Raw genomic sequence first — 24,471 nt, 5'->3', positions numbered from 1 at the left:
AAAGACGAATGCCCTCTCCCGGTGGGAAAGGGCATCAGACCGCGGAGACTTTAGCGGCTAAAACGTTTTTTAATGGCAACGCTTCCCGACGCGGTGACCACCACGTCCCGATATCCCGCCACCCGCTGGATCCAGCCGTTGCTGTCCAGATACGCGAGGAGCGCCGCGCCCGCCTCGCCCCCAAGGTGAAACCGCCGCTCGCTCCAGTCAAGACAGGCACAGCAGGCCTTACGGCGCGGATTGGCGCTTAATGAAATACCGAGCGTCAGGAACTGTTCGCGTCCATACACGGTCAGGGCTGACCCGTCCGTCTCCAGCCAGCCCTGCGCCTGCATAAAATCGTAGATTTGAACGGCCACCGTCCCTGCCAGATGGTCGTAACAGGTGCGGGCTTCACGCAGGGCTTTCGGGGCGGTGGTTTCCGGCGGGGTGATGCGGCTCCACGACAGCCCCATCATCTGCTCGACCAGTTCCGCCACGTCGTGTCCTGCCAGGCGGTAATAGCGATGCCGCCCCTGTGACAGGCAGGTAATCAGCTTTCCGTCCAGCAGACGGGTCAGGTGCCCGCTGGCGGTGGAGGGGGCGACATCCGCCGCCGCGCTCAGCTCGGTGGCGGTCCATGCCCTGCCATCCATCAGCGCACAGAGCATTTTCACACGCGACGGATCCGCCATGGCGGCGGCCACTGCCGCCATGGCCTGCTCCAGCAGCGCGCTGTTGTCAGGGGGTAAACGGGTCTTAAGCATTGACTGCCCATGGTCTGGTGATCTCTGCCGCCAGCTTATCATTATCCGTCAGCAGAATGAGGTGATTCGCATGGTCACTGTACTGGGTCAGTACAGACACACCGTGAGCCGCTAACGCCGCGGCAATCTCGCCCAGCTCACCGGGGCGCGCCTGCTGCAGTTTTCTGATCAGCGGTTTACGGACTGACCGGACGTTAAACCCGCCCTCAAGCAGCACGCGACGGGCTTTTTCGCCCTCTTCCACCAGGAAATGGGCTTCGGTACCAAACACACCACCGCCCTCCAGCCCCACACCATTGCGCCCAAGCAGCTGGCCGAATCGCGCCAGTTCCCCTGGCGTATCGTCGAAAATCACATGAACGTCATACATCCGCACGCCCCCCGGTTTCTGAGGCGTATTCCCGCACCACCTGCGCCACCCGAATGCGGTAGTAGGTAAAGATGGCCTCCCGCCCCTCCCTCTGCGCCGCCTGATGAAAGACGTTCTGCTTCCAGCGGCGGACCGCTTCTTCGTCCCGCCACCAGGAGAGGGAGAGAATTTTGCCGTCGGTGGTCAGGCTCTGAAAACGCTCGATATCAATAAACCCGTCGATATCCGCCAGCAGGGGCTTGAGTTCGGCTGCGAGCTGCAGGTAACGCGCCTGGTGGGCAGGCGCGGCCTGGGCTTCGAAAAGGACTGCAATCATGGTTGTCTCTCCGTTGTGAGGGTGCGGAGAGCATGCAGGAAAGAAAATGCGGATGCTTCGGTGAAGGGCGAAGTATTGTCGCCCGCTTCCCGGGAGGGCGACAAACGGTTATCCCAGAATCGACTTCGGCTCCATAAACGCGCGGATCCCCCACTCGCCCATCTCACGCCCCACGCCGGAGTGCCTGAACCCGCCAAACGGCGCTTTAGGCTCATGGGCCAGCGTGTTCACCAGCACGCGGCCCGCGACAATCTGCTGCGCCACGCGACGCGCACGTTCGACATCCCTGCCCAGCACCATCGCACTCAGGCCATACTCGGTGTCGTTGGCAATGGCGACGGCTTCGGCCTCGTCCTGATAAGGGATCACACACAGTACCGGGCCGAAGATCTCTTCCCGGGCAATCGCCATCTGGTTAGTGACGTCAGCAAACAGCGTCGGGCGCACAAACCAGCCGTCCTGCGTGCCTTCCGGACGCCCTTCGCCCCCCACCAGCAGGTTTGCCCCCTCGTCGAGACCTTTACGGATATAGCCCTGCACCCGCAGCCACTGTTTTTCGCTGACCATCGGGCCAATTTCTGTCGCGTTATCCCGCGGATCGCCGGATTTCACGGCCGCGACGGCCTGCGCCAGCGCAGTTTCGATTTCTGCCTTACGCGACTGCGGTACCAGAATGCGCGTTCCGGCCACGCATGCCTGCCCGCTGTTCATAAACCCGGCCTGCACCACCAGCGGGATAGCCTGCGCCAAATCGACATCATCAAGCAGGATCGTCGGCGATTTACCGCCTAACTCCAGCGTCACTCGCTTAACACTCTCCGCCGCGTTGCGCAGTATCGCTTTGCCGGTAACGGTCGAACCGGTAAACGAAATTTTCGCCACGTCCGGATGGCGGCTGAGGGTCTCACCGACCGTATCGCCCCGTCCGGTGACAATGTTAAACACGCCCGGCGGTAACCCGGCATCGCGCAGCGCCTCGGTGACAATGCGGGTTTGCAATGCGCTCATCTCGCTCGGTTTAATCACCGCCGTGCAGCCCGCCGCGAGCGCAGCCGCCAGTTTGCCGCAGATAAACCCCGCGTCGCTGTTCCACGGGGTAATAAGCCCGGCGACACCAAGCGGCGTCATCTGCACCGTTGCCGCCCCCGCTGTGGTCACAAACTCAAAGGCTTCCAGCGCCTCGATGGCCTGGGCAATGACATCTGCCGGGTAGCGGGCCATCCACGCCGAGCGCGAGGCTGGCGCGCCGTACTCTTCAATCACCGCGTCCAGCAGCGCATCATGACGGGCGGCCACGGCGACATGCATGCGTTTCAGCGCGGCAATACGTTCCTGTCGGGGGGTTTGCGACCACGCCGGAAATGCCGCTTTCGCGGCCGCGATGGCATGCTCAGCGTCTACCTCATCGGCCAGGCGAACCTGGCCAATCACCCGCGCCGTCGCCGGATTGTATAAATCAAAACGTTCGGTGCCGTGCGGGGTAACAAATTCGCCGTTGATAAAGATCTGTTCGATGTTGTGCATATAAACCTCCTCAGGCTGTATGGACACAGTCTGGCACGGCTTCTCCGTTGCGATAATCCACGCTATGCTGCAAGGGTTGTTTCGATTTTCAGGATAATCTATGCATCGTTCGGGTCTGACAGAGCTGGAAGTGGTCATGGCGGTTGTGCGGCGCGGCAGTTTTCGCGGGGCGGCACAGGAGCTGGGCATGTCCGCTACGGCGGTAAGTAACGCTATCGCCGGGCTGGAGAGCCGCCTGGAGACGCGCCTGTTTAACCGCACGACCCGCAGCGTGGCGCTTACCGACGCCGGGCAGCGCTACGTGGCGCGTATCGGCCCGGCCCTGCAGGCGATACGCCAGGCCAGCGAAGAGATCCACAGTGATACCGGCGAACCTGCTGGCACCCTGCGCTTAAACGTACCGAACCATATCGGTGCGCTCTTTCTGGATCAATTGCTGATCGACTTTATGATCCGCTACCCGAAAATGCGCGTCGAGACGCTAAGCGAAGCACGGATGATCGACATCGTCGCAGAAGGTTACGACGCCGGGATCCGTCTTGAAGAATCCGTGCCGCAGGACATGATCGCCGTGCCGCTGACCGGTGAGATCCGCCAGCTTGTCACCGCCACGCCGGATTACTTTGCCCGCCACGGCACGCCGCACACGCCGGAGGATCTGCTCTTACATCAGGGGATCGGTATGCGCATGGCGCACGGTGGGATCTACCGCTGGGAGCTGGCGCGTCACGGAGAACACTACGCTCTGGCGGTACCGCCGCGCTTTGCCACGTCCGATCTTTTCGCCTCGATCCGGGCCGTGAAGGCGGGATTAGGGATAGGGTTTTTACCGGAACTGTATATCCGGGAAGAGCTTGAAAGCGGGGAACTGGTGAGCGTGTTAAACGACTGGACGCAGCCGTTTGCCGGGCTGCGTTTGTACTATCCGGGGCATCGCCACGTCCCGCCAGGGTTACGGGCGCTGGTGGCGATGATCCGTGAGCGCGGGGTTATTCGAGGTTAGCTTTGTTCAGCCCGTAAGCCGCGTCCAGCGAGCCCGGCTCCATGCGGGACGTGATCCCCAGACGGTTCCAGGCGTTGATCGCCACAATGGCAAAGTTCAGCTCTGAAATCTCCACGTCCGAGAAGTGCTCCGCCACGCTGCGGTAGAGCGCATCGCTCACGCCATGCACGCTAATTTGCGTCAGCGCTTCGGCGAAGGCCAGCGCCGCTTTCTCACGGGCGCTGAACAGCGGGGACTCGCGCCATGCCGCCAGATGGTACAGGCGCAGCTCGCGTTCTCCGGCGATTTTGGCCTCTTTCGAGTGCATATCCAGGCAGAAGGTACAGCCGTTCAGCTGTGAGACACGAATGTCGATCAGGTGCTTCAGCGCCGGGTCGAGAGAGGTTTTCGCCACTTCCATGCTCAGGTTGGACAGCGCGTTGGCGAGGGCAGGTGTGATCTTATGGTGGTTTACGCGAGTGCTCATTGTCTTTCCTCTTTTTTGTGCGGCATATGTCATGCGATGAGGACAATCTACGCGGATAATGACATAGTAAAAAGACACAAAAACCGTCAAACGAGGTAGGACATGAAACCGGGCTATCACGCTATTTATACCCGCTATCGCGACAACATCACGCGTGGCGTGCTAAAGCCTGGCGACAAAGTCCCCGCCATTCGCGTGCTGGCGGAAGAGCTGAAGGTGGCGCGCAAAACCGTTGAAACCGCCTACGCCATCCTGACGGGCGAAGGGTATCTGGTAAGCCAGGGGGCACGCGGCACGCGGGTCAATCCGGACCTGTTACTGCCTGCACAGCACGCCCCTGCGGAGCAGACCACCGGCACGCTTCCGGCCTCGCTGATCGGCCAGCGCGAACGGGCAGGTTTTCTGCGCCCCGGCATTCCCTCCCTCGACAGCTTTCCCTATAAAAAATGGCTGCTGCTTTCAGGCCAGGCGACGCGCGCCATGCGCCAGGAAGAGATGCTGAATCCGCCCGTGCTGGGCTGGTATCCGCTGCGCCAGGCGATTGCCAGCTACCTTAATATTTCACGCGGGCTCGCCTGCACTGCCGAGCAGGTGCTGATCACCAGCGGCTACAGCGGTAGCCTGCGCCTGATCCTCGATACGCTGGCCAGCCGCAGCGACAAGGTGGTGTTTGAAGATCCGGGCTACTTTATGGGCCAGCAGTTACTCAAGCGGATCGTACCGCGCCTGCACACCGTGCCGGTCGATCGCGCCGGGATCGATACGGAATACCTGCTGCGCCACCATCGCGATGCCCGCTTCGCCATTGTCACCCCGTCGCACCAGAGCCCGCTGGCGGTCACCCTCTCTCTGCCGCGTAAACAACAGCTTCTCGACTGGGCGAGTCAGAACGAGGCCTGGATTATTGAGGATGACTACGACGGGGAATTTCACTACACCCGCAAGGTGCTGCCGTCGCTAAAAAGCCTCGACCGGCACGACCGGGTCATTTTTATGGGCACCTTCAGCAAAACCATTATGTCGTCGCTGCGCATGGGCTACGTGGTGATGCCCGCCAGCACCATCGGGGCCTTTACCGACTGCGCGGACATCGTCACCAGCGGCCAGCCGGTGCTGACGCAAAAGATCCTCACCGCCTTTCTCAACGAAGGCCATTTTTTCCGACATCTTAAGAAGATGCGGGCCCTGTATCAGACCCGGCGGGAGTGGATGATTAAGGCTTTACAGGAGGTGTATGGCGACCTGTTTTTCACCGAGCAAAACGACGGTGGGATGCACATCGTGGCATTCCTTTCGAAGGGGAGTTGTGACCGGGAAATCGCGCACTGCTGGCAAGCGCAGCAGCTGCAGGTTAACGCGCTCTCGGAGTGGTATCGCGGCTCCGGCAAGCGTTACGGACTGGTGATGGGCTATAACAACGTGCGCACGTATCAGGAGGCGGTGGCACTCCTTGAAAGGCCAAAACAAGAAACGCTGGAATTACTACTCTGAAATCAGATAGCTATCCACGCCATAAAAGAACGTGATAAAGATACAATCTTGAGCCTTTTTTATATTTCTAAGGAAAAGAAAATGAAAGCCATTCTGGGATTTGACTACTTATTAACGCCACGCGTGCTGGTCTTCTTCTACTGGATCGTCATGCTGGTGATTTTGATTGCCGGCGTGTATTCCATGTTTACCGACCATCTGATCACCGGATTTATCGGGATGATTTTCAGCCTGATCGGCTGTCGCGTGACGTTCGAACTGATCATGGTCGCGTTTAAGAATAACGAATATCTGCGCCGCATCGCTGAAAACACCGCGGTGAAATCAGTCGAATAATCTCTCCGTTGCGCCGGGTAGGGGTTTCTCCTTACCCGGCCAGCGCCGACCCTGCCCGCTTACACATCATAGCGCGACAACCCGACATCCTTAAGCTGCTCGTCACTCATCTTGCTCAGGATACGACGGGTGCGGTGAATACGGTACCAATTGCGTAGCGTTTTGCCGATCCAGACAAAAACAATAAACGGACGTTTTGAACGGTTCTCGTAAAATTCCATGATGCTCTCCTCACTGTGCCAGTAGCGTTATCATCGTGGAATTCAGGGCGTACAATACAGATTCAAAAACATCTTTTGTTTAACATACAGATCCGCTAAAAGTGTATCTGCATGCCGTTTTTTGCGGCAATCTGTACTGGTTTTACAATCTGTATGGTGAAAACAAAGGATACAGCATGACGCGCTACCAACATCTCGCCAACCTTCTGGCGGAACGCATTCAACAAGGGCTGTATCGCAGCGGTGAACGTCTGCCATCGGTGCGCGCGCTGAGCCAGGAGCATGGCGTTAGCATCAGCACCATACAGCAGGCTTACCAGATCCTCGAAAATCTGCAGCTGATCACGCCTCAGCCACGCTCCGGCTATTTTGTCTCGCAACGTAAGGCCATGCCGCCCGTACCGGCAATGACGCGTCCGGTGCAGCGTCCGGTAGACGTCACCCAGTGGGATGAAGTGATGATGCTGCTGGATGCCCGTGCCGACAAAGAGATGATCTCCTTTGGCGGCGGCTCGCCGGACGTCAATCAACCGAGCCTGAAACCGCTATGGCGTGAAATGAGCCGCATCGCGCAGCACAACCCGGGCGAGATGCTGAGCTATGACGTGCTCGACGGTCGGCTCGAGCTGCGCGAGCAGATCGCACGGCTGATGCTGGACGGCGGCTCTACCGTGGCCGCGAATGAGATTGTCATCACCAATGGCTGCCACGGCGCGCTGTCGATTGCCCTGCTCTCGATATGCAAACCGGGCGATATTGTGGCCGTGGAATCCCCGTCGTTTCACGGCACCATGCAGATGCTGCGCGGGTTCAACATCAAAGCCATCGAAATTCCCACCGATCCCGAAACCGGGATCAGCATTGAAGCGTTAGAGCTGGCGCTGGAGCAGTGGCCCATTAAAGCGGTGATCCTGGTGCCCAACTGCAATAACCCGCTGGGTTTTATCATGCCGGAAGCGCGGAAGAAGCAGGTGCTGGCTCTTGCCCAGCGGCACGATATCGTGATCGTGGAGGATGATATTTACGGCGAGCTGGCGGCGGAATACCCGCGCCCGCGCACCATTCACTCCATGGACATTGATGGCCGCGTACTCCTGTGCAGCTCGTTTACCAAGACCGTGGCACCGGGCCTGCGCGTCGGCTGGATTGTGCCGGGGCGCTATTACGACCGGGTGATGCACATGAAATACGCTGCGGGCGGCTTTAACGTGCCGGGAACGCAGATGGCGGTGGCGGCGTTTATTCGCGACGGCCATTATCATCGTCACGTTCGCCGTATGCGCCAGATTTATCAGCAGAATATGGAAACCTATACCTGCTGGGTACGGCAGTACTTCCCGGCGGAGATCTGCGTGACGCGCCCGCAGGGCAGTTTTTTGCTGTGGGTGGAGTTACCGGAAAACGTCGACATGGTGTGCGTCAGCAAGCAGCTGTGCCGGCTGAAGATCCAGGCGGCAGCCGGGTCGCTGTTCTCTGCGTCCGGCAAGTACCGCAACTGCCTGCGGATCAACGTTGCGTTACCGCCAACGGAGAAGCATCGCGAGGCGCTGAAGAAGATGGGTGAGGCAATTGTGATTGCGATGGAGGCGTAGTGCGGCCTGATGCCCTCCTCCACCAGGCCGGGCAAGGCGTCACCGCCGCCCGGCACTGTCACCGACTCAAAACGTCCATGAAACGCTGCCAACGATACTGCGTTCCGCGCCGAAATAGCAGTAGGAGAGCGAGTTACACGCCGCCACATAGCGTTTATCGGTCAGATTATTGACGTTCAGCTGCGCGCTCATGCCCGTGAGCCCCACCTTCGACAGGTCATACCCCACCACCATATCCACCAGCGTATACGACGGCAGCGTATGGGTGTTCTGGCGATCGCTGGTAATGCCGTTGACGTAACGAACGCCGGAGCCGACGGTCAGGCCGTCCAGCGGGCCCGTTTTCACGTCGTAGCTGAGCCAGGCACTGGCCATATTCCGCGGCGCATAGACGGCGCGCTTGCCCTCCTCTTCCGGGCTGCTCTTCTTGTAGCGAATGTCGGTATAGGTGTACGCCGCCTGCATGCGCAGGCTGTCGGTCAGTTGACCCACCGCTTCCAGCTCAACGCCCTCGGACTCGATTTCACCGATGGAACGGTACGGATCGGTCGGCTCCTCTTTGGTGGCGATATTCTTCTGGTTGATGCGGAACACCGAGGCGCTGAACTGGCTGTTCATCCCCTCGGGTTCATACTTCACGCCCGCTTCCCACTGCTTGCCTTTCATCGGGTCCAGAATGTTGCCCTGCTCATCGGCGAAACTGGTCGGCGTAAAGGCCGTGGAGTAGCTGACGTACGGCGCGACACCGTTATCAAACAGATACAGCAACGCCGCGCGGCTGCTGACGTTGTTCTTATCCAGGTCGCTGCGGGTATGGTTAACGTTATCAACGTTCGACACGCTTACCTGGTCATAACGCCCGCCCAGCGTCAGGCGCCAGCGGTCAATGGACATCTGATCCTGCAGGTAGTACCCGGTCTGGCGCAGCTTATGTTTTTCCTTGCTGTACTGGGTGATGTAATCCGGTTTCGCGCCGTAAACCGGGTGGAACGCGTCGATGGGCGGGAAACCGCCGTAGTAGCCGGTCACGTTATTGGTACGGTCCTGATAATCCAGGCCGATCAGCACGCGGTGGTTAACTGCCCCGGTATCGAAACTGCCGTCGACCTGGTTATCCAGCGTGATGGCATTCATCTTCTCGTCAGAACCGGAATAGCCGCGGTTGAGCTCGGTATCGTTCAGCCAGCCCGCGGCATATACCTGATTCAGCTCCACTTTGGTGTGCAGATAGCGCAGCTTCTGGCGCACCGTCCAGCCGCTGTCGAACATGTGCTCAATGTTGTAGCCCACCATGTTTTCCCGACGATCGTACTTGTCGTAATCATCCTCACCTTCAAAGAAGGTGTTGGTGATTTTCTTACCGTTATGCGGCACCACGGTGCCGTCATAAGGCAGGCCGGAGTGGCTCCCCCCTTCCGGATCGCGGTGCAGATAGGCCATCAGATCCAGACGCGTGTTATCAGTGATGCGCCAGGTCAGGCTCGGCATCAGCGCGTAGCGCTCTTCCTTCAGCGGATCAAACTGGGAATCGGCATAGCGGGTCATCCCGCTGAGGCGCACCGCCACGCGGTCGTTATCATCGACTGGACCGGTAACGTCGAACATCGCCCCGCGCTGGTTATTGTTCCCGGCAAATAGCTTAATCTCCCCGCCCGGATCGAACGACGGCTTGCGGGAGGTCAGCGCCACGATACCGCCCGGCGATGAACGGCCGTACAGCACGGAGGCCGGGCCACGCACCACCTCGATATTGTCGAGGAACCAGGGATCCACCACTAGCGAGCTGTGAGAGTTGGTGTCTCCCATCATCTTCAGGCCGTCGAGGTAGACGTTATCCAGACTGCCGTCGGAGAAACCGCGCAGCACCATGTAGTCGAAGCGGTTTGACGCGCCAATCTGGTTGCTGTAAACCCCCGGCGTGTAACTCACCGCCTGGCGCACGCTGGTCGCGCCCTGCTCTTCAAACTGCTCGCGGGTAACGATAGAGACCGACTGCGGAGTCTCTATATCCGGCGTTTCAAGCTTGGTGGCAGCAGATTGCATCTGCGACGTGACCACAACGGTGTCCGTTTTTTGGGCATCCTGCGCCAGTAAAGGAAAAGCGACGCTACCGGTAACCCATCCCACCAGCAGTGCCAGACGTGACTTAGCAAACATAACCCTCTCCAAAGGTATTTCTTATTGTTAATAAGAATTATTACCTTTTTGAGAGGGCAAACAGCTATGCGCGCCGCCAGGATACGTATGCGCGGTGCTAAACCGCACGGGTTGCGTTCGCGCGAAGAGAGAAAGTAGGTTAGCGGCGTTTGCGCACGTCGCCCGGTGCAATACCGTAATGGCGGCGAAACGCGGTAGCGAAATTGGTGGCGTGCTGATAGCCACACATCCATGCAGCCTGCTGCACGCTATAGCCTTCAAGCAGATAGCGACGCGCCAGCGCGAGCCGACATTCACGCAGGTAATCGAAAAGGGTGCAGCCGTAGCGTTGACGAAACTTGCTGCGCAGGCTGCTCGGGCTCATGGCGGCGAGGGCGGCCAGCTGCGCAAGAGTATGATCCTGCTCCGGAGACTGTTCCAGCCTGCTGCGCACGCGTTCAAGACGCGTATGTTCAGGCCGGCACGGGAAGGATTGCTGGCGCTGCGCCAAACCCTGGCCCAGAAGCTGATACATCAGCCCTTCCAGCAACAGCTGACGGGATAACGCGCTTAGACCCTGCTGCTGAGCATGCTGGATCCCCGCAAGGACAAACTCAGGAACGTGCCAGACCAGAGTGGGCGCATTCAGGCTTTGCCATTCCTGGAGCAGCGACTCAAGCAGGGTCTCGCGCCTGGCATCGTGTGGGAATAGACCAAACGAGAGCGTTTTCAGCGTGCTGTCGGCATCGTGACGCGCGCACATTATCTGCTCTTCACTCAGGCGGGAGCTGAAGGCCATGCCGGATCGTACGACATATTCAACGCCATTGAGCGCGATCGTGACGCCCCCTTCCAGCACCACCAGCATATAAAGTGGGCTGCTATGGCGAGAGGTGGTTTCGTAAGGTTGTAAAACGCGAACGTTGGAGTGGGTCAGTGAAATGCCGGATGAAAGCGTCATCTCTTCCACATTCCCCTGCAGCACGGCACGGTTGTTGACCTGCGCATCTTTTAACTGCGGGAACCGGTAGTCGATGCCGTAGCGCTCACCGAATATCTGAAAATCCTCAACAAAAAACAGGCGTTTCGCTGATCTATTTTCACGCTGGAGCATATGACGGTGCCTGCATCGGGGAAAGGACAAACGAAACAGTACCATTCATTGGTGGTGGCAGCAATCACTGGGCATAAAACGTATTACGCTCCGGTCTGAGCCGGAGCGAAGAAATATATTTCAGTTAAAGAGATATATTTATGCTTGCTGCCACTCAGCAAAAACCTCTTTATGGTTTTTGGTCAGGACAACTTTATTATCATCCACTTTGTCCACCCAGCCGAGCGGTATAAAGTGGTGCTTCCCACCGGATTCCGGATCGCTTTTCGCAAGCTTGATGCGCTCACCATCCAGATGGTCCACAACACCGACGTGTGTTCCGCAGCTGGCGACAACCTGAGCGTGATCCATAATTGCGTTTTTATCTACCATAATAATTCTCCCGTTTTGGTTATTTGGCCGTTGCACGGAATTAACTGTAGCGCATAAATTTGGCTTACGGGCGCTTATTAGCATTTTGAAACATCATTGACACAACAGAATATTATGGCTACCGCGAGGCATAGCGAAGCATAATGAAAAAATAAGAATAAGATGAATTATTCTCGCAGTTTATTTTTTATTTCATAATTACATTATCGCAACCAACGAGGAGGCATTAATGACGATTCGTAATATTCGTAATAATCGTACAGAAATTTCACTGGCTCTTGGTGAAGCGGTTTTAGACATTGTGCAAAAAGGCCACGAGCTGTCGCGTGAAAATCTGGCGCAGGCGATGAAAACAAAAGCAGAGAAGGAGCGCGACGATGAGCGGCTCCTGAATTACTGGAAAGCCTGTAATATGCTGGTCTGAACGAGGCGGCGTTTAGCCTGGCTAAACGCCGCCAGCCGTTACTCGTCGAAGAACCAGTAGCCCTGGTTAATCAGTCCGGTCAGTTCGTCAATAAACGCCGGATTATTCAGCGCCTCGCCCAGCTCAGCCTGGCCGAGTTCCGTGTAGCGACACAGCACGTCCGCGGCCTTCGCATCTACCGTTTCCAGCAGTTCGCTGTTGATGAAGACGCTACCGTTGATATTCAACACGCGCAGACCGCTCAGGCGAGACAGCGTTTCGCCCCCTTGCAATGCATCACGCACTTCTTCTGCCGTGTACGGCGGTTCTGCGGTGGCAATATCCAGCTCATGGCGCGGCGTTGAGACAAAGCTACCGAACCATTTCGTGAAATCATCAGGCTTGCTGATCATGTCGATCATCATCTGGCGAATACGATCCAGCTCGTACTGTTCCACGCGTCCAGGGTGTTCGCGGCAGGTCAGATCCGGATCGCTGTAGTGCTCGCCGCCCAGATCGTTTTCCAGCGCGTAATCGGCAAAGCTGCTGATCAGATCGCGGCCGTTCGGCCCACGGAAACCGACGGAGTAGTTGAGCGCCGTTTCGTGGGTAAAGCCGTCGTGCGGGAAGCCAGGTGGAATGTAGAGGATATCGCCCGGGGCCAGATCTTCGTCGATGATCGGCTCAAACGGATCAACGTGCAACAGCGCCGGATGCGGGCAGAACTGGCGCATTGGCAGCTTGTCACCCACGCGCCAGCGGCGGCTTCCCATCCCCTGAATGATAAACACATCGTACTGATCGATATGCGGGCCCACGCCGCCGCCAGGGACAGAGAAGGAGATCATCAGGTCATCCAGACGCCAGTCTGGCAAGACGCGGAACGGGCGCACCAGCTCCGCTGCAGGCATGTGCCAGTGGTTCACCGCCTGCGCCAGCAGCGACCAGCCGGTTTCACCCAGGCCATCGAAGTGCTCAAACGGACCATTGCTGGCCTGCCATTTACCGTTGGAATGGCTGACCAGACGGCTATCGACTTCAGGCTCCATCGCCAGCCCTGCCAGTTCGTCCGGGGTAATCGGGTCGACAAAATCAGGGAAGGCATTTTTCAGCACTACGGGTTGTTTCTGCCAGTATTTTTCAAGAAATTCCGGCCAGTTCAGGTTCAGTTGATACGCCATGGGTAGCACCAGTGAGAGGGTAAACAGGCGCGATTATAGGGGAGACGGTCAAGGGGGAACTTGTCATGGGTCAAACGAGAGGAGAAGGCCGGCGCAAACGTCCGGCCCTGAGGGATCAATCCAGCTTCAGATCGTCATAATGCGTAATCAGTTTACCCACTATGCCGTAGTCCAGCGCTTCTGCCGGAGACATCCAGAAGTTGCGGTCGGTGTCTTTTTTCACTTTTTCCAGCGGCTGGCCGGTGGCGTCAGCAATCAGCTTGTTCACGCGATCCAGCATGCGGATGATCTCGCGCGCTTCAATCTCAATATCCGTCGCCTGACCACGCACGCCACCCAGCGGCTGGTGGATCATAAAGCGGGTGTTGGGCAGAGAGTAGCGATGTTCTTTTTTCGCCGCCAGGAAGATGGTGATCCCGGCGCTCGCCACCCAGCCGGTACCGATGATGTGTACGTCCGGACGGATGAACTTGATGAAGTCATGGATGGTATCACCCGCTTCCACGTGGCCACCCTGGCTGTTGATGTACAGCTTGATCGGATCGTTGCTCACGCTTTGCAGCAGGATCAGTTGGGTAATGACTTTTTGCGCCAGTTCCTGGTTGATCTCACCGGAGATAACAATCGAGCGGGACTCGAGCAGTTTTTGCTGCAGCGCGCCCGCGCCGTTTGACCCTTCCGCTTTATCCTTATCGCCTTCTTTCAGTGTGTAGTGCATTGTTATGTCCTCAGCATTTAGCGCTCAAAACCAGAGTGTAGCCTGTTTTACCGGTCAAAGTCCTCAGGCGCACACAATGCGAACATCCTGCGCCGCAAACGCGTCGATAACGTCCTGTTTAATATTCGCGTCCACCACCAGCACATCAATGTCCCGGCTCTTTGCCACGACAAAGCGCGCCACGCCGGGAAGCTTGTCAGCAGTCAACGCCACGATGGTCTGGTTGCTCTGGGCGATCACCGCTTTTTTGAACGCACAATCGGCAAAATCAAAACCGGTCAGCCCCATCTCAGGATCCATCGCACAGCCACCGATAAAGGCCTGATCAAAGATAATCCCCTCAAGCTGGCTTGCAGCCGTGGCACCCACCGTCGCGCCGGACGCCCGCTGGATCTGCCCGCCGGTGATGATCACCTCGCACAGCGGATGTTGCAGCAGCGCGGTCGCGATGGCCGGGGAGTTGGTCACCACCGTCACGCTGAGTTCGGCAGGAAGGGCTTTCGCCAGCGCCAGGTTGGTGGTGCCCGTATCCATAAAGATACAGCCACCTGCTTTGATCAGCGTTGCCGCTTTCTGCGCGATTGTGGCTTTTTGTGCACTGTTTTCCTGCTCGCGGCGGCTAAATGTCCCCGCATCCGGCAGCTGAAGTACCGCGCCACCGTAGACCTTTTTACAGAAGCCCTCTTTGCTAAGCTCATGTAAATCACGGCGAATGGTGTGCTCGGAGACCTTCATTTGTGTCGCCAGTTCGGTGCACACCACCCTTCCGCTCTCCTGAAGGATCTGACGGATCAGCGCTTGTCGTTGATCCGGAAAAGCAGCACAATCGAGCATTATAAGTCCTTTAAAATAACAAAACCGAGCATTAAAGCGCATAATGTTGCACTGCGCATGCTCTGTCAATCAGCACTCACCGCGAGGATAACAATGAACATTGCCCATGTTGCACTCTGGACCCGACACCTTGATGCACAGGTACAGTTCTGGGAAACGGTTTTTGGCGGACGTCGTAATGAACGCTACCTCAGCAAAAATCGTCCGGGCTTTGCGTCACATTTTATTACCCTGGATGGCGGGCCAACCCTTGAACTGATGACGGTGCCGGACCTGCCCGACGCCCCGGCTCATCCGGAGTTTATTGGCTGGGCGCATATCGCCATTCACGTCGGCAGCCAGGCTGATGTGGACCGTATGGCGGCGCAGGCGCAGTCAAACGGCACCCTGCTCAGCGCCCCCCGCATGACCGGGGATGGGTTTTATGAGGCGGTGATTGCGGACCCGGACGGCAACCGGATTGAGCTCACAGGAGAGTAAAAGACATAACGCCTGCCATGCAGGCGTTAAGGTTTAATTCACCGTGGCCGGGCGCACCAGATTTTCCTCGCCCTCACGTTGCTGCGCTTTCTCGTGCTGACGCTCCGCCAGCAACCGGCAAATCTCCGCATGCTTCTCCTCGGTAAAGGTAAAGCGCGACATAAACCCAAGCCGGATCAGCGAGCCGATGGCGGGCAGCAGACAGATACCAAAGAACAGCCCCGACAGCACGCCGTCACTCTGGGTTTGCGCCTGCGGGACATAGCCGATCATCGTCAGAAACACGCCGATTAACCCACCGCCGACCGCCACCGACATCTTGCCGGTAAAGGTCTGTCCGGAGAAGGTGATCGCCGCACAGCGCTTGTGGGTGTGGTACTCCGCATACTCGATGGTGTCGGCAATCATCGACGAGGTGAGAATGTTGGACATCATCACAAACAGCGTACTCAGGCCAAGCAGGATAAACAGCATCGCCGTCTGCTGATAACCCACAAACCACATCACCACGCGTACCGCGACATCCAGTCCGCAGAGGATCATAAACAGCTTCCGCTTCTGCATCCTGCGCGTCAGCATCGGGGCGACGAGACACACCACCGCCGCCATAATCCCCATCACGCCGATCGCCATCTGCAGGCTGCCGTCACCCATATTGTTGATAAAGAAGTAGATGTAGAGACCGCCGGCCACGTTATGGAACACGCAGAAGAAGAACGACAGCAGAACGATAAATAGCGGCTTGTTCTGGCGCAGGTTATGGAAGGTGTCACGTATCGTCACCTTTTCCGGACTCGGCGGCACACGCTCCTTAATCTGCATAAAGCCGTTGAGCATCAGCGGCAGGCCGACCAGCATCATCACCAGCGCCGCCATAAAATAGCCTTTGTCGTTGCTGTACTGGGCGAAGAACGCCGCCAGTTTCGGAAAGAAAATGTTGGCGCAGGCAATCCCGGCATTAACCCCCAGCATGGCCGCCGTCACCGCGCGGGTGCGCTGCCCGGAGTCGTTAGTCATCACCGACGACATCGACCAGAACGGGATATCAGAGATGGCGTACAGCGTTCCCCACAGAATGTACGTCACCCCGGCGTAGAGAATTTTGGTGGTCATGTCCGCTTCGATTTTATAGAACGACAGCAGCGTGACGCCGGTAATGAGTAACGGGGCGATCAGCAAAAAGTGGCGAAACTTGCCGAACCGGGTGTTAATGGTGTCCATTATGCTGGCAAATAGCGGGTCGTGAACCGCATCCCACGCGCGGGCAATCAGGAAGATGGTACTCGCCGCCAGCGCCGAAATCCCGAGCACGTCGGTGTAAAAATAGTTAATAAACGAACCCACTAAACCAAAGCTAAAACACTGACCTAATCCATAACCAAAATAAGACCACAACTCGCGAGACGGTATTTTCATTGTCATTGCCATAGTACGTACCTGGTTGCCCGGCGGCAGACCGCCGGGTCGATATTATTAGCCCTGCGCTTTCGGGGCGATCTTACGGAGCTTCTTCATTAAGGCCATTTCACTGCGCGAGAACGGGATACCGTTCTCCTCAAAGACGTCGTGGAACCAGAGGCGGCAGTAGTCCGGAGACTCCTTCATCACCACCGGCCACGGCAGCCACGTCTGGGTTTTACCGCGCACCAGCCCCCACTGATACGGCGCGACCTTCGCCGTGTACATCAGCGGGAGCTGCTCCTCGAGGGTGCTGCCCACGTGGCGGGCCAGCCATTCGGTGCAGAAGATTGGTCGCCCAAGCGCCTGCAGCTGCTGGATAATCGCGGTCATGCGTCCGGTGTTGGTGTAAGCGTGGAAGCTCACCACGTCGGATAGCGCCAGCGCGGTTTGATCCAGCGGATGCTGATAAAACGTCTCGCCCTCCTCTTCCGCCGGCAGACGCCACGCGCAGACGGTGAGCGGCTGAGTGGGATCCTCTTCACGCACCCACCGGAACACCAGCTTCATCAGCTCATGCGCGCAGGCCTCCAGCTTCGCGTCGTACTGCACCTCCTGCGTACCGGTCGCAAAAATGCCGCGGTTGCCCGGCTCGTTATACAGATCCCACAGCAGTACGCGCTCATCGTCGCGGAACTGGCGGATAACGTCGCGGATATAGCGCTCAATCTGCGGCCAGCAGTCAGGATCGCAGACTTTATCGCGCCCCGGGCTCGCTGCCGCCTGGCTGTTGTGCTTGCCCGGCACCGGCGGCTTTTGCGGCCCCAGATACGGTTCATCGCCGGAGAAACCACAATCGTCCATCAGGGTCAGCATGGTGCTGAACCCGCGGCTGTCGGCCATCGCCAGAAACGCGTCGATGCGCGCCATCAGGCCGTCGCGATCGTGTTCCCAGACAATAAACGGCAGGTTGATGCGCAGGGTGTTGTAGCCCGCCTCCGCCGCCCAGCCCAGTTCGCGGTCAATGGTATCGGCATCGAAGGTCTCTTCCTGCCAGATATCGGTCCAGTTCACCGCCGTTGACGGTAAATAGTTAAACCCACACAGCCAGCCTTTTTGCTGATACCACGCCTGTGCCTGCTCCCTGCTCCACTGCTCTTTCATTACGCGTCCTCTTACTGATAATATTTAGCTAATAAATATTAGTTGCGGGATAAATGCGCAATTCATGACGCTCCGAAAAGCGACAGCCTTCACAAAGTTCATGCAGGCGCGAATAAGAAACGTGATCGACGGCGCGTAAGCGAACAGTTAGGGTATGATGCGGTGTCGCGAGAGGGAGAGGACGGATGAAGCGAAAAACAAAAGTCACGATGAACGATATTGCGCGGGCGGCGGGGGTGTCGCAGGCGACGGTATCGCTGGTGCTCAACCAGTCCCGTAACATCAAGCTCAGCGACGAGACCCGCCAGCGGGTGATCGGCGTGGCGACCGAGCTCGGTTATGACCGCCTGCCTGCCATTCACGCCCCGCGCAACCAGGAGGAAATCGCCCTGCTGGTCAGTTCCCTGCAAAGCTTTGATCCCTTTATCGATGCCATCAGTCAGGCGCGGGAAGCCGCATGGCGCAACGAAGCGCTGTTGACGGTGTACGACTACGGTGATGACGTAGAGCTGGCGCTGAACATTATCCGCCAGCTGGAGAAGCGCAACTGCGTGGGGATTATCCTCGCCTCCCCCGTTACCACGCTTGTCGACATGACCGCTTTTCAGGACTGCACCCGCATTCCACTGGTGCTGCTCAATCAGCGCGACCCCGGCTCGCCGCTGCTGCCGTCGTTTATTCCGGACGACTACGCCAACGCCTTCCAGGTGACCAAACACCTGATCGCCTGCGGCGCAACGCGTATCGCCCACATCACCGGCGAGAGCTGGATGGAGGCCTCCCGCCAGCGGCTGGCCGGCTATCAGGCCGCCTTACAGCAGGCCGGTTTAGCCTGTGACGAGAGTCTGGTGCGCCAGACCAACTGGCAGTTCAGCGAATCCTTTACCGCCACCACCTCTCTGCTGGCGCTGGACAAACGCCCGGACGCCATCTTCTGCGCCAGCGACTGGCTGGCGATCGGCTGCTATCAGGCGCTGGCGGTAAACGGCGTGCGCATCCCGCAGGATATGCTGCTGGCGGGCTACGACGACCAGAAGATCTCCGAGCAACTCACCCCACCGCTGACCAGTATCCAGCTCCCCTACAGCGAACTGGGACGGCTGGCGGTGGAGTACCTGTGCAATCAGGAAGATGCCGCCACCCACGTGACGCTGGCGGGCAGGCTGAAGGTACGGACATCAAGCCTCGTCTGAGGTGAAGACCATTCCGGCATAGGGTTTCTCCCGGCACGCCGCCAGCCGCGCGGCGAGGCTGCCCACGTGCAGCTCCAGCTTGTGCCCGTCCGGGTCGAGAAAATAGAACGATGCCCCCTCGCTTTTGTTCTGCTTCCAGACGGTAACGCCCGCCTGCTCCAGTTTGTGCGAGAACGGTTCAAAATCTTCCGCCGCAACGGTAAACGCGTAGTGGGTATAGTCGCTCTCCTGCGGCGGCACGTAACCGCGCGCCTCGTCATACGACAGGCAGACCCACAGATCGCCGCAGGTAAGATAGGCCCCGGTATTCCAGCGGGCGTGCAGCGTCAGCCCCAGCAGCTCGTGCCAGAAGGTGACGCTTTTTTGCAGGTCGCTGACCGCGAGGGTCAGATGGTTGAGTGATTGCAGCATGACGTGCCCTTTTGTTTTTTGCGCCAGACGTGGTACGGTAACTTCATGAACATAAACCACACCGTGCTCACCGTAAACCGCTGGTGGCTGCCTTCTTAAAGGCGGCACGGAGTAGTTTTCCCCATTTTCAGATAGCCGCCGAAAGGCGGCTTTCACATTTCTAAGACCCCTTTCGGCAATTGCACATTAAGGAGTCTTTATGAACGTTCAAACCATCCTCACCGGCGACCGCCCAACCGGCCCGCTGCACCTGGGCCATTTCGTCGGTTCGCTGCGCCAGCGCGTGGCGCTACAGCAGACGCATAACCAGTATGTCTTGATTGCCGACCTGCAGGGGCTGACCGACAACGGCAGCAACCCGCAAAAAATCCGCGACAACATCCCTGAAGTGCTCGCCGACTACCTCGCCGCCGGCATCGACCCGAACCTGACGACACTCTGCCTGCAGTCCGCCCTGCCCGCTCTCGCCGAGCTGACAATGTTGTATATGAATATCGTCACCGTCGCCCGCGTCGAGCGTAACCCGACGGTGAAAAACGAGATTGCGCAGAAAGGCTTTGCCCGCTTGCTGCCGGTCGGTTTTATGGTCTACCCCATCAGCCAGGCGGCGGACATCACTGCGTTCAAAGCCGAGTGCGTCCCCGTCGGCGACGACCAGCTGCCGATGATTGAACAGACCAATGAGATTGTGCACAAGATGAACAGCCTGTTGCCTGCCCCGGTGCTGCGCCACTGCAAAGCGATGCTCAGCGACACCGGCCGCCTGCCCGGTATCGACGGCAGCGCCAAGATGTCGAAATCACTGGGCAACACCCTGCACCTTTCCGCCAGTGAAGAGACGATTCACCGTGCGGTCAGCGCCATGTACACCGACCCGAACCACCTGAAGGTGAGCGACCCGGGGCAGATTGAGGGAAACGTGGTGTTTACCTACCTCGACGCGTTTCATCCGGACAAAGCCAAAGTGGCAGCGATGAAGGCGCATTATCAGGCGGGCGGACTGGGTGACCGGGCATGCAAGAACGAGCTGGAGGCGTGCCTGCAGGAGCTGATTGCACCGATGCGGGAACGCAGAGCGATGTACATGCAGGATAAAGGGGAGCTGATGGCGATGCTGAAGCGCGGCACGGAACGGGCGCAGGCGGTGACACAGGGGACGCTGAGGGAGGTGAAGGTTGGGCTGGGGGTGCCGGTGTTTTGAACTCGCGATTACAGTCGTCTTCTCCTCAGTCGACGCCTGCATCTGTGGCCTTCACAACCAGAACCACCGCACTCTCGCAGCAGTGGCGGCGGTAGTGAGTCTGGAGGGATGGCGTCAGGGGATATCTCTACCGATGCGGCTAGCCGCCCTGCTCAATGGTCTGGACGGCGCTGATATCCAGGATGTGAACAAAACATGTTCTCACCCTGTTTAGCCCTTTTTCACCTCGTAATCCGGTAGCGAGAATCGAGTGATAAAGTTATTAAGTGCGTTGGTATCAGGTAACGCGGTCAGCGCCCCTTTGCGCGTTGTCGCGAGGGCACCGCAGGCGCTGGCCTGAGCAATGGACTGGTGGAGTTGTTCAACATTCTGCGGCATCCCGCGATGTGCAATCCAGGCCAGCAACCCTGCGACAAACGCGTCGCCAGCCCCGGTTGTATCAACACTGTTGACGGTATAACCGTCGAAATGAATAACGCTGTCGCGCCACAGCACCATGGCACCTTGCTCACCGTAGGTCACGACTTTGAGTTGCGCGGGCAGAGCGTTGAGGGCGTTAAGCGCATGGGAAAAATCGTGAGAGCCTGTCATCCAGTGCCACTCTTCTTCCGAGAGTTTAAGAATGTCGGCCTGGGCGGCGAAATGACGCACCGTCTCGAGCATTTCATGCTTATCGGGCCACATTTGCTCCCGTAAATTCACGTCGAAACTCAGTAATCCCCCACGCTGTTTTACATGGTTGATGGCGGTGACGAGCGTATGACGACACGTTTCGGCGACCAGGGCCAGAGAGCAGAAGTGCAGAATATCGTCGCTAAAACCGGGCAGCGCATCGGGCGTTAAAAATTGATCCGCGGAGGGGTTGGTTAAAAACGTAAATCCACGCTCGCCAGCGCGGCCCAGAGAGACCAATACCGTGCTGGTTCTGTGCTGATTATCCCACTGCAGACTTTCGGTTGAAACGCCTGCGTCAGACAGCGTTTTCTTCAGAAAATAACCAAAGTCATCCTCACCAACCCGGCCAATAAAACCACTCTGGCAGCCCAGACGCGCAGCGCCAATTGCCACATTGAACGGGGCACCTCCTGCGCAGGCCTGATATTGCATGTCTGAAAGCGGTAGAAGATCCACCACTGCATCGCCAAGAGTCCAGATATTCATGACATTTCCTCAATAATAATTAACTTTTTAAATGTGACCTGCGGGAAGGTCACTTTTTTAATAGTGCTTAAGCGTGAACAGGTGCCATGGATTATCCAGGCATACGGTTTAAAAGTTATAATCCAGCATCAGCTTATATTCGGTGGTAACAGCCTCACCGTGGGTCACCCAGCTTCCGTCCTGTTTTATCAACGAGCCAGTAACTTCTCCCGACACGGTAAAGCGAGAGGTCAACGGATAATTTGCCGATACCTTCAGGAAGCGGTTGCGGGTATTCTGGAAGACTTCGCCATCTTCAGGCTGCGCATTGTATTTCTTATAATGGCCATACCCGCCGCTGAGCGTTGTGGATAATTTCCCCCAGTTGCGCCAGACGCCGACAGACGTGGTCCAGCTTTTTTCGTCAATATCGCCCCATTGCGCCCTGTCTAAAATGGCAGAGGCAAATTGCTGGCGGAACCAGACGCCGGTGGTGTTATTAATAATATATTGCACGCCAGGCTCAATCTGAAATGAACGCACGTCGCGGTCATTTTGCGATCCACCGCTGCGGCGGTGATCGATCTGCTGATACAAATAGTTAAAGAATGAGAAATTGTCCGTAACCCGAAGATCGGTAAAGAACTTAACGCGGCCTTGCCAGCGGTCCTCGATTGAGGCGCTTCCCCCCATGACATCCCAGCCATAGCGCAGACGTTTGTAAAAATATTCATGGCCGATGATCAACTGAGTCCACTGGTTTTGGCTGAGGTAAGACTGATCCTCCCACGTCCCGTTATAGTGGGTGGTTCTGCCCTCAGAGAAAGCCAGATACCAACCGGGTAACGCATCGTGTCGCATCACGCCTTGTACAAACGTCAGTGAATCATTCCCGTTGTGGAAATGGCTGTTACGCCAGTTATTGTCCTCAATGGCATATTTCATCTTCAGTTGACCATGAACGCGGCCACCGGCAGGATTGGAGGAGCGGGCTGAGGTCCACATAACCTCTTCATCCAGATAGGACCACGGGTCCACGGCAACAACCTTTCCCGAGGGGTCCTTCATGATGCTCATGCTCGCATTCGCCAGCGCGGGAAACAGAAGAGCAAAAATAACAGACAGGGCATGATAGTTTTTCATAATAATATCCCGTTAAATCATTTCTTTTATTTTCAACGTCGCGTGAAAATGGTCGTTTTGAGGCAGGCTAATACTCCACGGCTTCTCCTGCATGGAATACATCCGGGTACTGAATGCCGCTTTATTGTTTATATAAAAGACAGCAATTGAGTTTTGAATGAGAACGCGTAACTCAATTTTTTCCCCGATCGGAACATCTACCCAGGATTCCGCGTTAGCCTGATGAATCGACGCGAGCGGCGCGTTGAAAAAATAGACTTTTCCTTTGCTCTTATTGAACACAACGTTCAGCATCGCATCACTGACTCTGTCGTCGGTCAGACCAAAGCTCATCACCATTCCGGCAGAAGGAACATCGATGGTTGCGCTCAACTCACCGCGTTCAGGCAAGGCCGGGTACAGCGCCGACTGTAAGGGGCCGAACGACGTGGCCGTTTTAAGCGTTTTAGTGCTCGTTAAGGTGGTCACCGGACCAGGATTCTCACTGATGACCTTCTGAAGCTCCTGGGGCAGGATGCTGTTGAGCTGGCCCTGATCATCTGCGATGAGCTCATGAGCAACCAGATTCCCTGCCCAGTCAATATTGCCGCTGTCACGGTGACCGGCTTTCGTCGGGATCCAGCCGAAAACAAACAGGCGATCGTTTTTGAGAACCAGTTTACCCGCGTAAAAACCCGAGCCGTCGACCACATAATTGTCCAGTTTCCGCCACGGCCCCTCCGGATTATCCGCAACCCGGTATTGTGTCAGGCGTAACGGCCATTGGTCGCTAAAGCTGAGATACCAGCGTCCGTTGAAGTAAACCAGTGTCGGGCATTCGAGGTTGGCGTTGCTGGTGATGGTGTCGTTATCAAAAAATACGCCGCGATCTTCCCAGTGCGTTAAATCCGTTGAACTGTACCGGGCAATAACCCCACGACCGTTACTGCGCGTAGTAATTAACATCCAGTATTCTTTCTTTTCCTCAACCCAAACGACGTGAGGGTCCCGGAAATCATTACCCCGATAGTTACCGCCGGGCAAAATGGTGTCCTGCGGGTGTTTCACCCAGTGAAGGCGGTCCTTACTGGTCGCGTGCATAATAGACTCAACCGGGAACACATTTTCATTGTGTGCGGTGTACCAGGCATGCCAGGTATCGCCGACTTTAATAATCGAACCGGTTCCCAATAACAGTTCAGGATCGTCAACATCGTTAACGTAGGGGATCACTTCGGAATGGTTCTGATAATCATACAAGTTGGCACTCGACAAGAGATGAAAAGCATGTACCCCCAGATCGCTGCCGCCGCGGACATCATTAAGATAATAAATATCAAATTTGTCATCGTTAAAAACGGGCATGGGGTCGCCCACAAATGAACCGTCAACCCGCGGGAAAAAGCCATTAATATGGGTGATACTTTTATTCTGTAATGTTTCTTTCGAAGGCTGCGCCCAGGCAGGATTATTGCCGAGTGAAAGCGCAAGCAGCGCGACAGATGCCGCAACTATTAATTTTTTCATGCTACACCTGAA

General features: G+C 57.1%; 26 protein-coding genes. 8 read left to right on the top strand and 18 right to left on the bottom strand.

Annotation, left to right across the window (positions count from 1 at the left end):
* Nucleotides 1-50: 50 nt before the first annotated feature.
* The 4 genes from HV242_RS02725 to HV242_RS02710 all read right to left on the bottom strand — a co-directional run bounded on the left by HV242_RS02725 (nt 51) and on the right by HV242_RS02710 (nt 2,956).
* The gene (locus tag HV242_RS02725) at nt 51-746 is read right to left on the bottom strand and encodes an ArsR/SmtB family transcription factor (protein ID WP_050737539.1); all 696 of its coding nucleotides are present in this window, start codon (nt 744-746) and stop codon (nt 51-53) included.
* Nucleotides 739-1,116, bottom strand: coding sequence for an amino acid-binding protein (locus HV242_RS02720; RefSeq protein WP_050737540.1), 378 nt, complete (start codon nt 1,114-1,116; stop codon nt 739-741). Before HV242_RS02720 ends, HV242_RS02725 begins: the two co-directional genes overlap by 8 nt.
* Entirely contained in the window at nt 1,109-1,432 is a 324-nt protein-coding gene (locus HV242_RS02715; RefSeq protein ID WP_032681731.1) for an antibiotic biosynthesis monooxygenase family protein, read from the bottom strand. The genes HV242_RS02720 and HV242_RS02715 overlap by 8 nt, the downstream gene beginning before the upstream one ends.
* A gap of 108 nt (nt 1,433-1,540) precedes the next feature.
* A complete protein-coding gene (locus HV242_RS02710; RefSeq protein WP_050737541.1) occupies nt 1,541-2,956 on the bottom strand; it encodes an aldehyde dehydrogenase family protein in 1,416 nt (471 codons plus the stop codon).
* A 100-nt stretch (nt 2,957-3,056) separates the two neighbouring features.
* Between HV242_RS02710 and HV242_RS02705 the strand changes: the two genes are divergently transcribed.
* Nucleotides 3,057-3,959: a LysR family transcriptional regulator gene (locus HV242_RS02705; protein ID WP_025205665.1), complete on the top strand. Its 903-nt coding sequence runs from the start codon at nt 3,057-3,059 to the stop codon at nt 3,957-3,959.
* Here the strand turns inward: HV242_RS02705 and HV242_RS02700 are convergent.
* Nucleotides 3,946-4,425: a carboxymuconolactone decarboxylase family protein gene (locus HV242_RS02700; RefSeq protein WP_020885328.1), complete on the bottom strand. Its 480-nt coding sequence runs from the start codon at nt 4,423-4,425 to the stop codon at nt 3,946-3,948. The genes HV242_RS02705 and HV242_RS02700 overlap by 14 nt on opposite strands.
* 102 nt (nt 4,426-4,527) lie before the next feature.
* On the opposite strand from HV242_RS02700, the gene pdxR reads away from it, so the two are divergent.
* Nucleotides 4,528-5,916, top strand: a complete 1,389-nt coding sequence (pdxR, locus tag HV242_RS02695; protein ID WP_050737542.1) for a MocR-like pyridoxine biosynthesis transcription factor PdxR — start codon at nt 4,528-4,530, stop codon at nt 5,914-5,916.
* Nucleotides 5,917-5,997: 81 nt separating this feature from the next.
* Nucleotides 5,998-6,252 carry a DUF4282 domain-containing protein gene (locus tag HV242_RS02690; RefSeq protein WP_020885330.1) on the top strand — a complete coding sequence of 85 codons (255 nt, stop codon included), beginning with the start codon at nt 5,998-6,000 and terminating at the stop codon, nt 6,250-6,252.
* Between the two features lie 59 nt (nt 6,253-6,311).
* On the opposite strand, the gene HV242_RS02685 is transcribed toward HV242_RS02690, so the two are convergent.
* On the bottom strand, nt 6,312-6,473 hold the full coding sequence (locus HV242_RS02685) for a DUF1127 domain-containing protein (protein ID WP_014168457.1): 162 nt from the start codon (nt 6,471-6,473) through the stop codon (nt 6,312-6,314).
* 176 nt (nt 6,474-6,649) lie between these two features.
* On the opposite strand from HV242_RS02685, the gene HV242_RS02680 reads away from it, so the two are divergent.
* Nucleotides 6,650-8,065, top strand: a complete 1,416-nt coding sequence (locus tag HV242_RS02680; RefSeq protein ID WP_020885331.1) for an aminotransferase-like domain-containing protein — start codon at nt 6,650-6,652, stop codon at nt 8,063-8,065.
* A gap of 66 nt (nt 8,066-8,131) precedes the next feature.
* Here HV242_RS02680 and foxA read toward each other — a convergent pair whose 3' ends face one another.
* The 3 genes from foxA to HV242_RS02665 all read right to left on the bottom strand — a co-directional run bounded on the left by foxA (nt 8,132) and on the right by HV242_RS02665 (nt 11,687).
* Nucleotides 8,132-10,240 (bottom strand): ferrioxamine B receptor FoxA, encoded by a 2,109-nt coding sequence (gene foxA, locus HV242_RS02675; RefSeq protein ID WP_108647525.1) that lies wholly within the window; start codon nt 10,238-10,240, stop codon nt 8,132-8,134.
* Nucleotides 10,241-10,361: 121 nt separating this feature from the next.
* A complete protein-coding gene (locus tag HV242_RS02670) occupies nt 10,362-11,315 on the bottom strand; it encodes an AraC family transcriptional regulator (RefSeq protein WP_047356929.1) in 954 nt (317 codons plus the stop codon).
* A gap of 138 nt (nt 11,316-11,453) precedes the next feature.
* Nucleotides 11,454-11,687, bottom strand: a complete 234-nt coding sequence (locus tag HV242_RS02665) for a DUF2171 domain-containing protein (RefSeq protein ID WP_020885334.1) — start codon at nt 11,685-11,687, stop codon at nt 11,454-11,456.
* Between the two features lie 229 nt (nt 11,688-11,916).
* On the opposite strand from HV242_RS02665, the gene HV242_RS02660 reads away from it, so the two are divergent.
* Complete coding sequence (locus HV242_RS02660; protein ID WP_020885335.1) at nt 11,917-12,111, top strand: DUF2767 family protein; 195 nt, start codon at nt 11,917-11,919, stop codon at nt 12,109-12,111.
* A gap of 38 nt (nt 12,112-12,149) precedes the next feature.
* Here the strand turns inward: HV242_RS02660 and HV242_RS02655 are convergent, their stop codons facing one another.
* From HV242_RS02655 to HV242_RS02645, 3 genes are all read right to left on the bottom strand, one after another.
* Complete coding sequence (locus tag HV242_RS02655; RefSeq protein WP_040018535.1) at nt 12,150-13,271, bottom strand: ribosomal protein uL16 3-hydroxylase; 1,122 nt, start codon at nt 13,269-13,271, stop codon at nt 12,150-12,152.
* Between the two features lie 115 nt (nt 13,272-13,386).
* The gene (locus tag HV242_RS02650; protein WP_014168451.1) at nt 13,387-13,989 is read right to left on the bottom strand and encodes an ATP-dependent Clp protease proteolytic subunit; all 603 of its coding nucleotides are present in this window, start codon (nt 13,987-13,989) and stop codon (nt 13,387-13,389) included.
* Between the two features lie 63 nt (nt 13,990-14,052).
* The gene (locus HV242_RS02645) at nt 14,053-14,823 is read right to left on the bottom strand and encodes a DeoR/GlpR family DNA-binding transcription regulator (RefSeq protein ID WP_050737543.1); all 771 of its coding nucleotides are present in this window, start codon (nt 14,821-14,823) and stop codon (nt 14,053-14,055) included.
* A 93-nt stretch (nt 14,824-14,916) separates the two neighbouring features.
* Between HV242_RS02645 and HV242_RS02640 the strand changes: the two genes are divergently transcribed.
* Nucleotides 14,917-15,303 (top strand): VOC family protein, encoded by a 387-nt coding sequence (locus HV242_RS02640; protein WP_020885338.1) that lies wholly within the window; start codon nt 14,917-14,919, stop codon nt 15,301-15,303.
* Nucleotides 15,304-15,336: 33 nt separating this feature from the next.
* Here HV242_RS02640 and HV242_RS02635 read toward each other — a convergent pair whose 3' ends face one another.
* Together HV242_RS02635 and HV242_RS02630 are read right to left on the bottom strand one after the other, a co-directional pair.
* Nucleotides 15,337-16,731, bottom strand: a complete 1,395-nt coding sequence (locus tag HV242_RS02635) for an MFS transporter (RefSeq protein WP_032681744.1) — start codon at nt 16,729-16,731, stop codon at nt 15,337-15,339.
* Nucleotides 16,732-16,776: 45 nt separating this feature from the next.
* Nucleotides 16,777-17,865 carry a cellulase family glycosylhydrolase gene (locus HV242_RS02630; protein WP_050737544.1) on the bottom strand — a complete coding sequence of 363 codons (1,089 nt, stop codon included), beginning with the start codon at nt 17,863-17,865 and terminating at the stop codon, nt 16,777-16,779.
* Between the two features lie 185 nt (nt 17,866-18,050).
* Here HV242_RS02630 and HV242_RS02625 point away from each other — a divergent pair, with 185 nt between their 5' ends.
* On the top strand, nt 18,051-19,058 hold the full coding sequence (locus HV242_RS02625; RefSeq protein WP_050737545.1) for a LacI family DNA-binding transcriptional regulator: 1,008 nt from the start codon (nt 18,051-18,053) through the stop codon (nt 19,056-19,058).
* On the opposite strand, the gene HV242_RS02620 is transcribed toward HV242_RS02625, so the two are convergent.
* The gene (locus HV242_RS02620) at nt 19,044-19,469 is read right to left on the bottom strand and encodes a fosfomycin resistance glutathione transferase FosA2 (protein ID WP_025205684.1); all 426 of its coding nucleotides are present in this window, start codon (nt 19,467-19,469) and stop codon (nt 19,044-19,046) included. The genes HV242_RS02625 and HV242_RS02620 overlap by 15 nt on opposite strands.
* A gap of 199 nt (nt 19,470-19,668) precedes the next feature.
* Between HV242_RS02620 and trpS the strand changes: the two genes are divergently transcribed.
* Nucleotides 19,669-20,670 carry a tryptophan--tRNA ligase gene (gene trpS / locus HV242_RS02615; RefSeq protein WP_050737546.1) on the top strand — a complete coding sequence of 334 codons (1,002 nt, stop codon included), beginning with the start codon at nt 19,669-19,671 and terminating at the stop codon, nt 20,668-20,670.
* Between the two features lie 210 nt (nt 20,671-20,880).
* Here trpS and HV242_RS02610 read toward each other — a convergent pair whose 3' ends face one another.
* The 3 genes from HV242_RS02610 to HV242_RS02600 all read right to left on the bottom strand — a co-directional run bounded on the left by HV242_RS02610 (nt 20,881) and on the right by HV242_RS02600 (nt 24,459).
* Nucleotides 20,881-21,831: an aminoimidazole riboside kinase gene (locus tag HV242_RS02610; protein ID WP_050737547.1), complete on the bottom strand. Its 951-nt coding sequence runs from the start codon at nt 21,829-21,831 to the stop codon at nt 20,881-20,883.
* Nucleotides 21,832-21,939: 108 nt separating this feature from the next.
* Nucleotides 21,940-22,953 (bottom strand): OmpG porin family protein, encoded by a 1,014-nt coding sequence (locus tag HV242_RS02605; protein ID WP_020885345.1) that lies wholly within the window; start codon nt 22,951-22,953, stop codon nt 21,940-21,942.
* Nucleotides 22,954-22,965: 12 nt separating this feature from the next.
* On the bottom strand, nt 22,966-24,459 hold the full coding sequence (locus HV242_RS02600; protein WP_050737548.1) for a glycoside hydrolase family 32 protein: 1,494 nt from the start codon (nt 24,457-24,459) through the stop codon (nt 22,966-22,968).
* Nucleotides 24,460-24,471: the final 12 nt, after the last annotated feature.

The organism is Enterobacter sp. RHBSTW-00593, from assembly GCF_013784105.1.
In the GTDB taxonomy this organism is placed as follows: Bacteria; Pseudomonadota; Gammaproteobacteria; order Enterobacterales; family Enterobacteriaceae; genus Enterobacter; species Enterobacter ludwigii.
The sequence above is the reverse complement of the archived record's forward strand: the minus strand, read 5'-3'. Positions and strand labels throughout refer to the sequence as shown.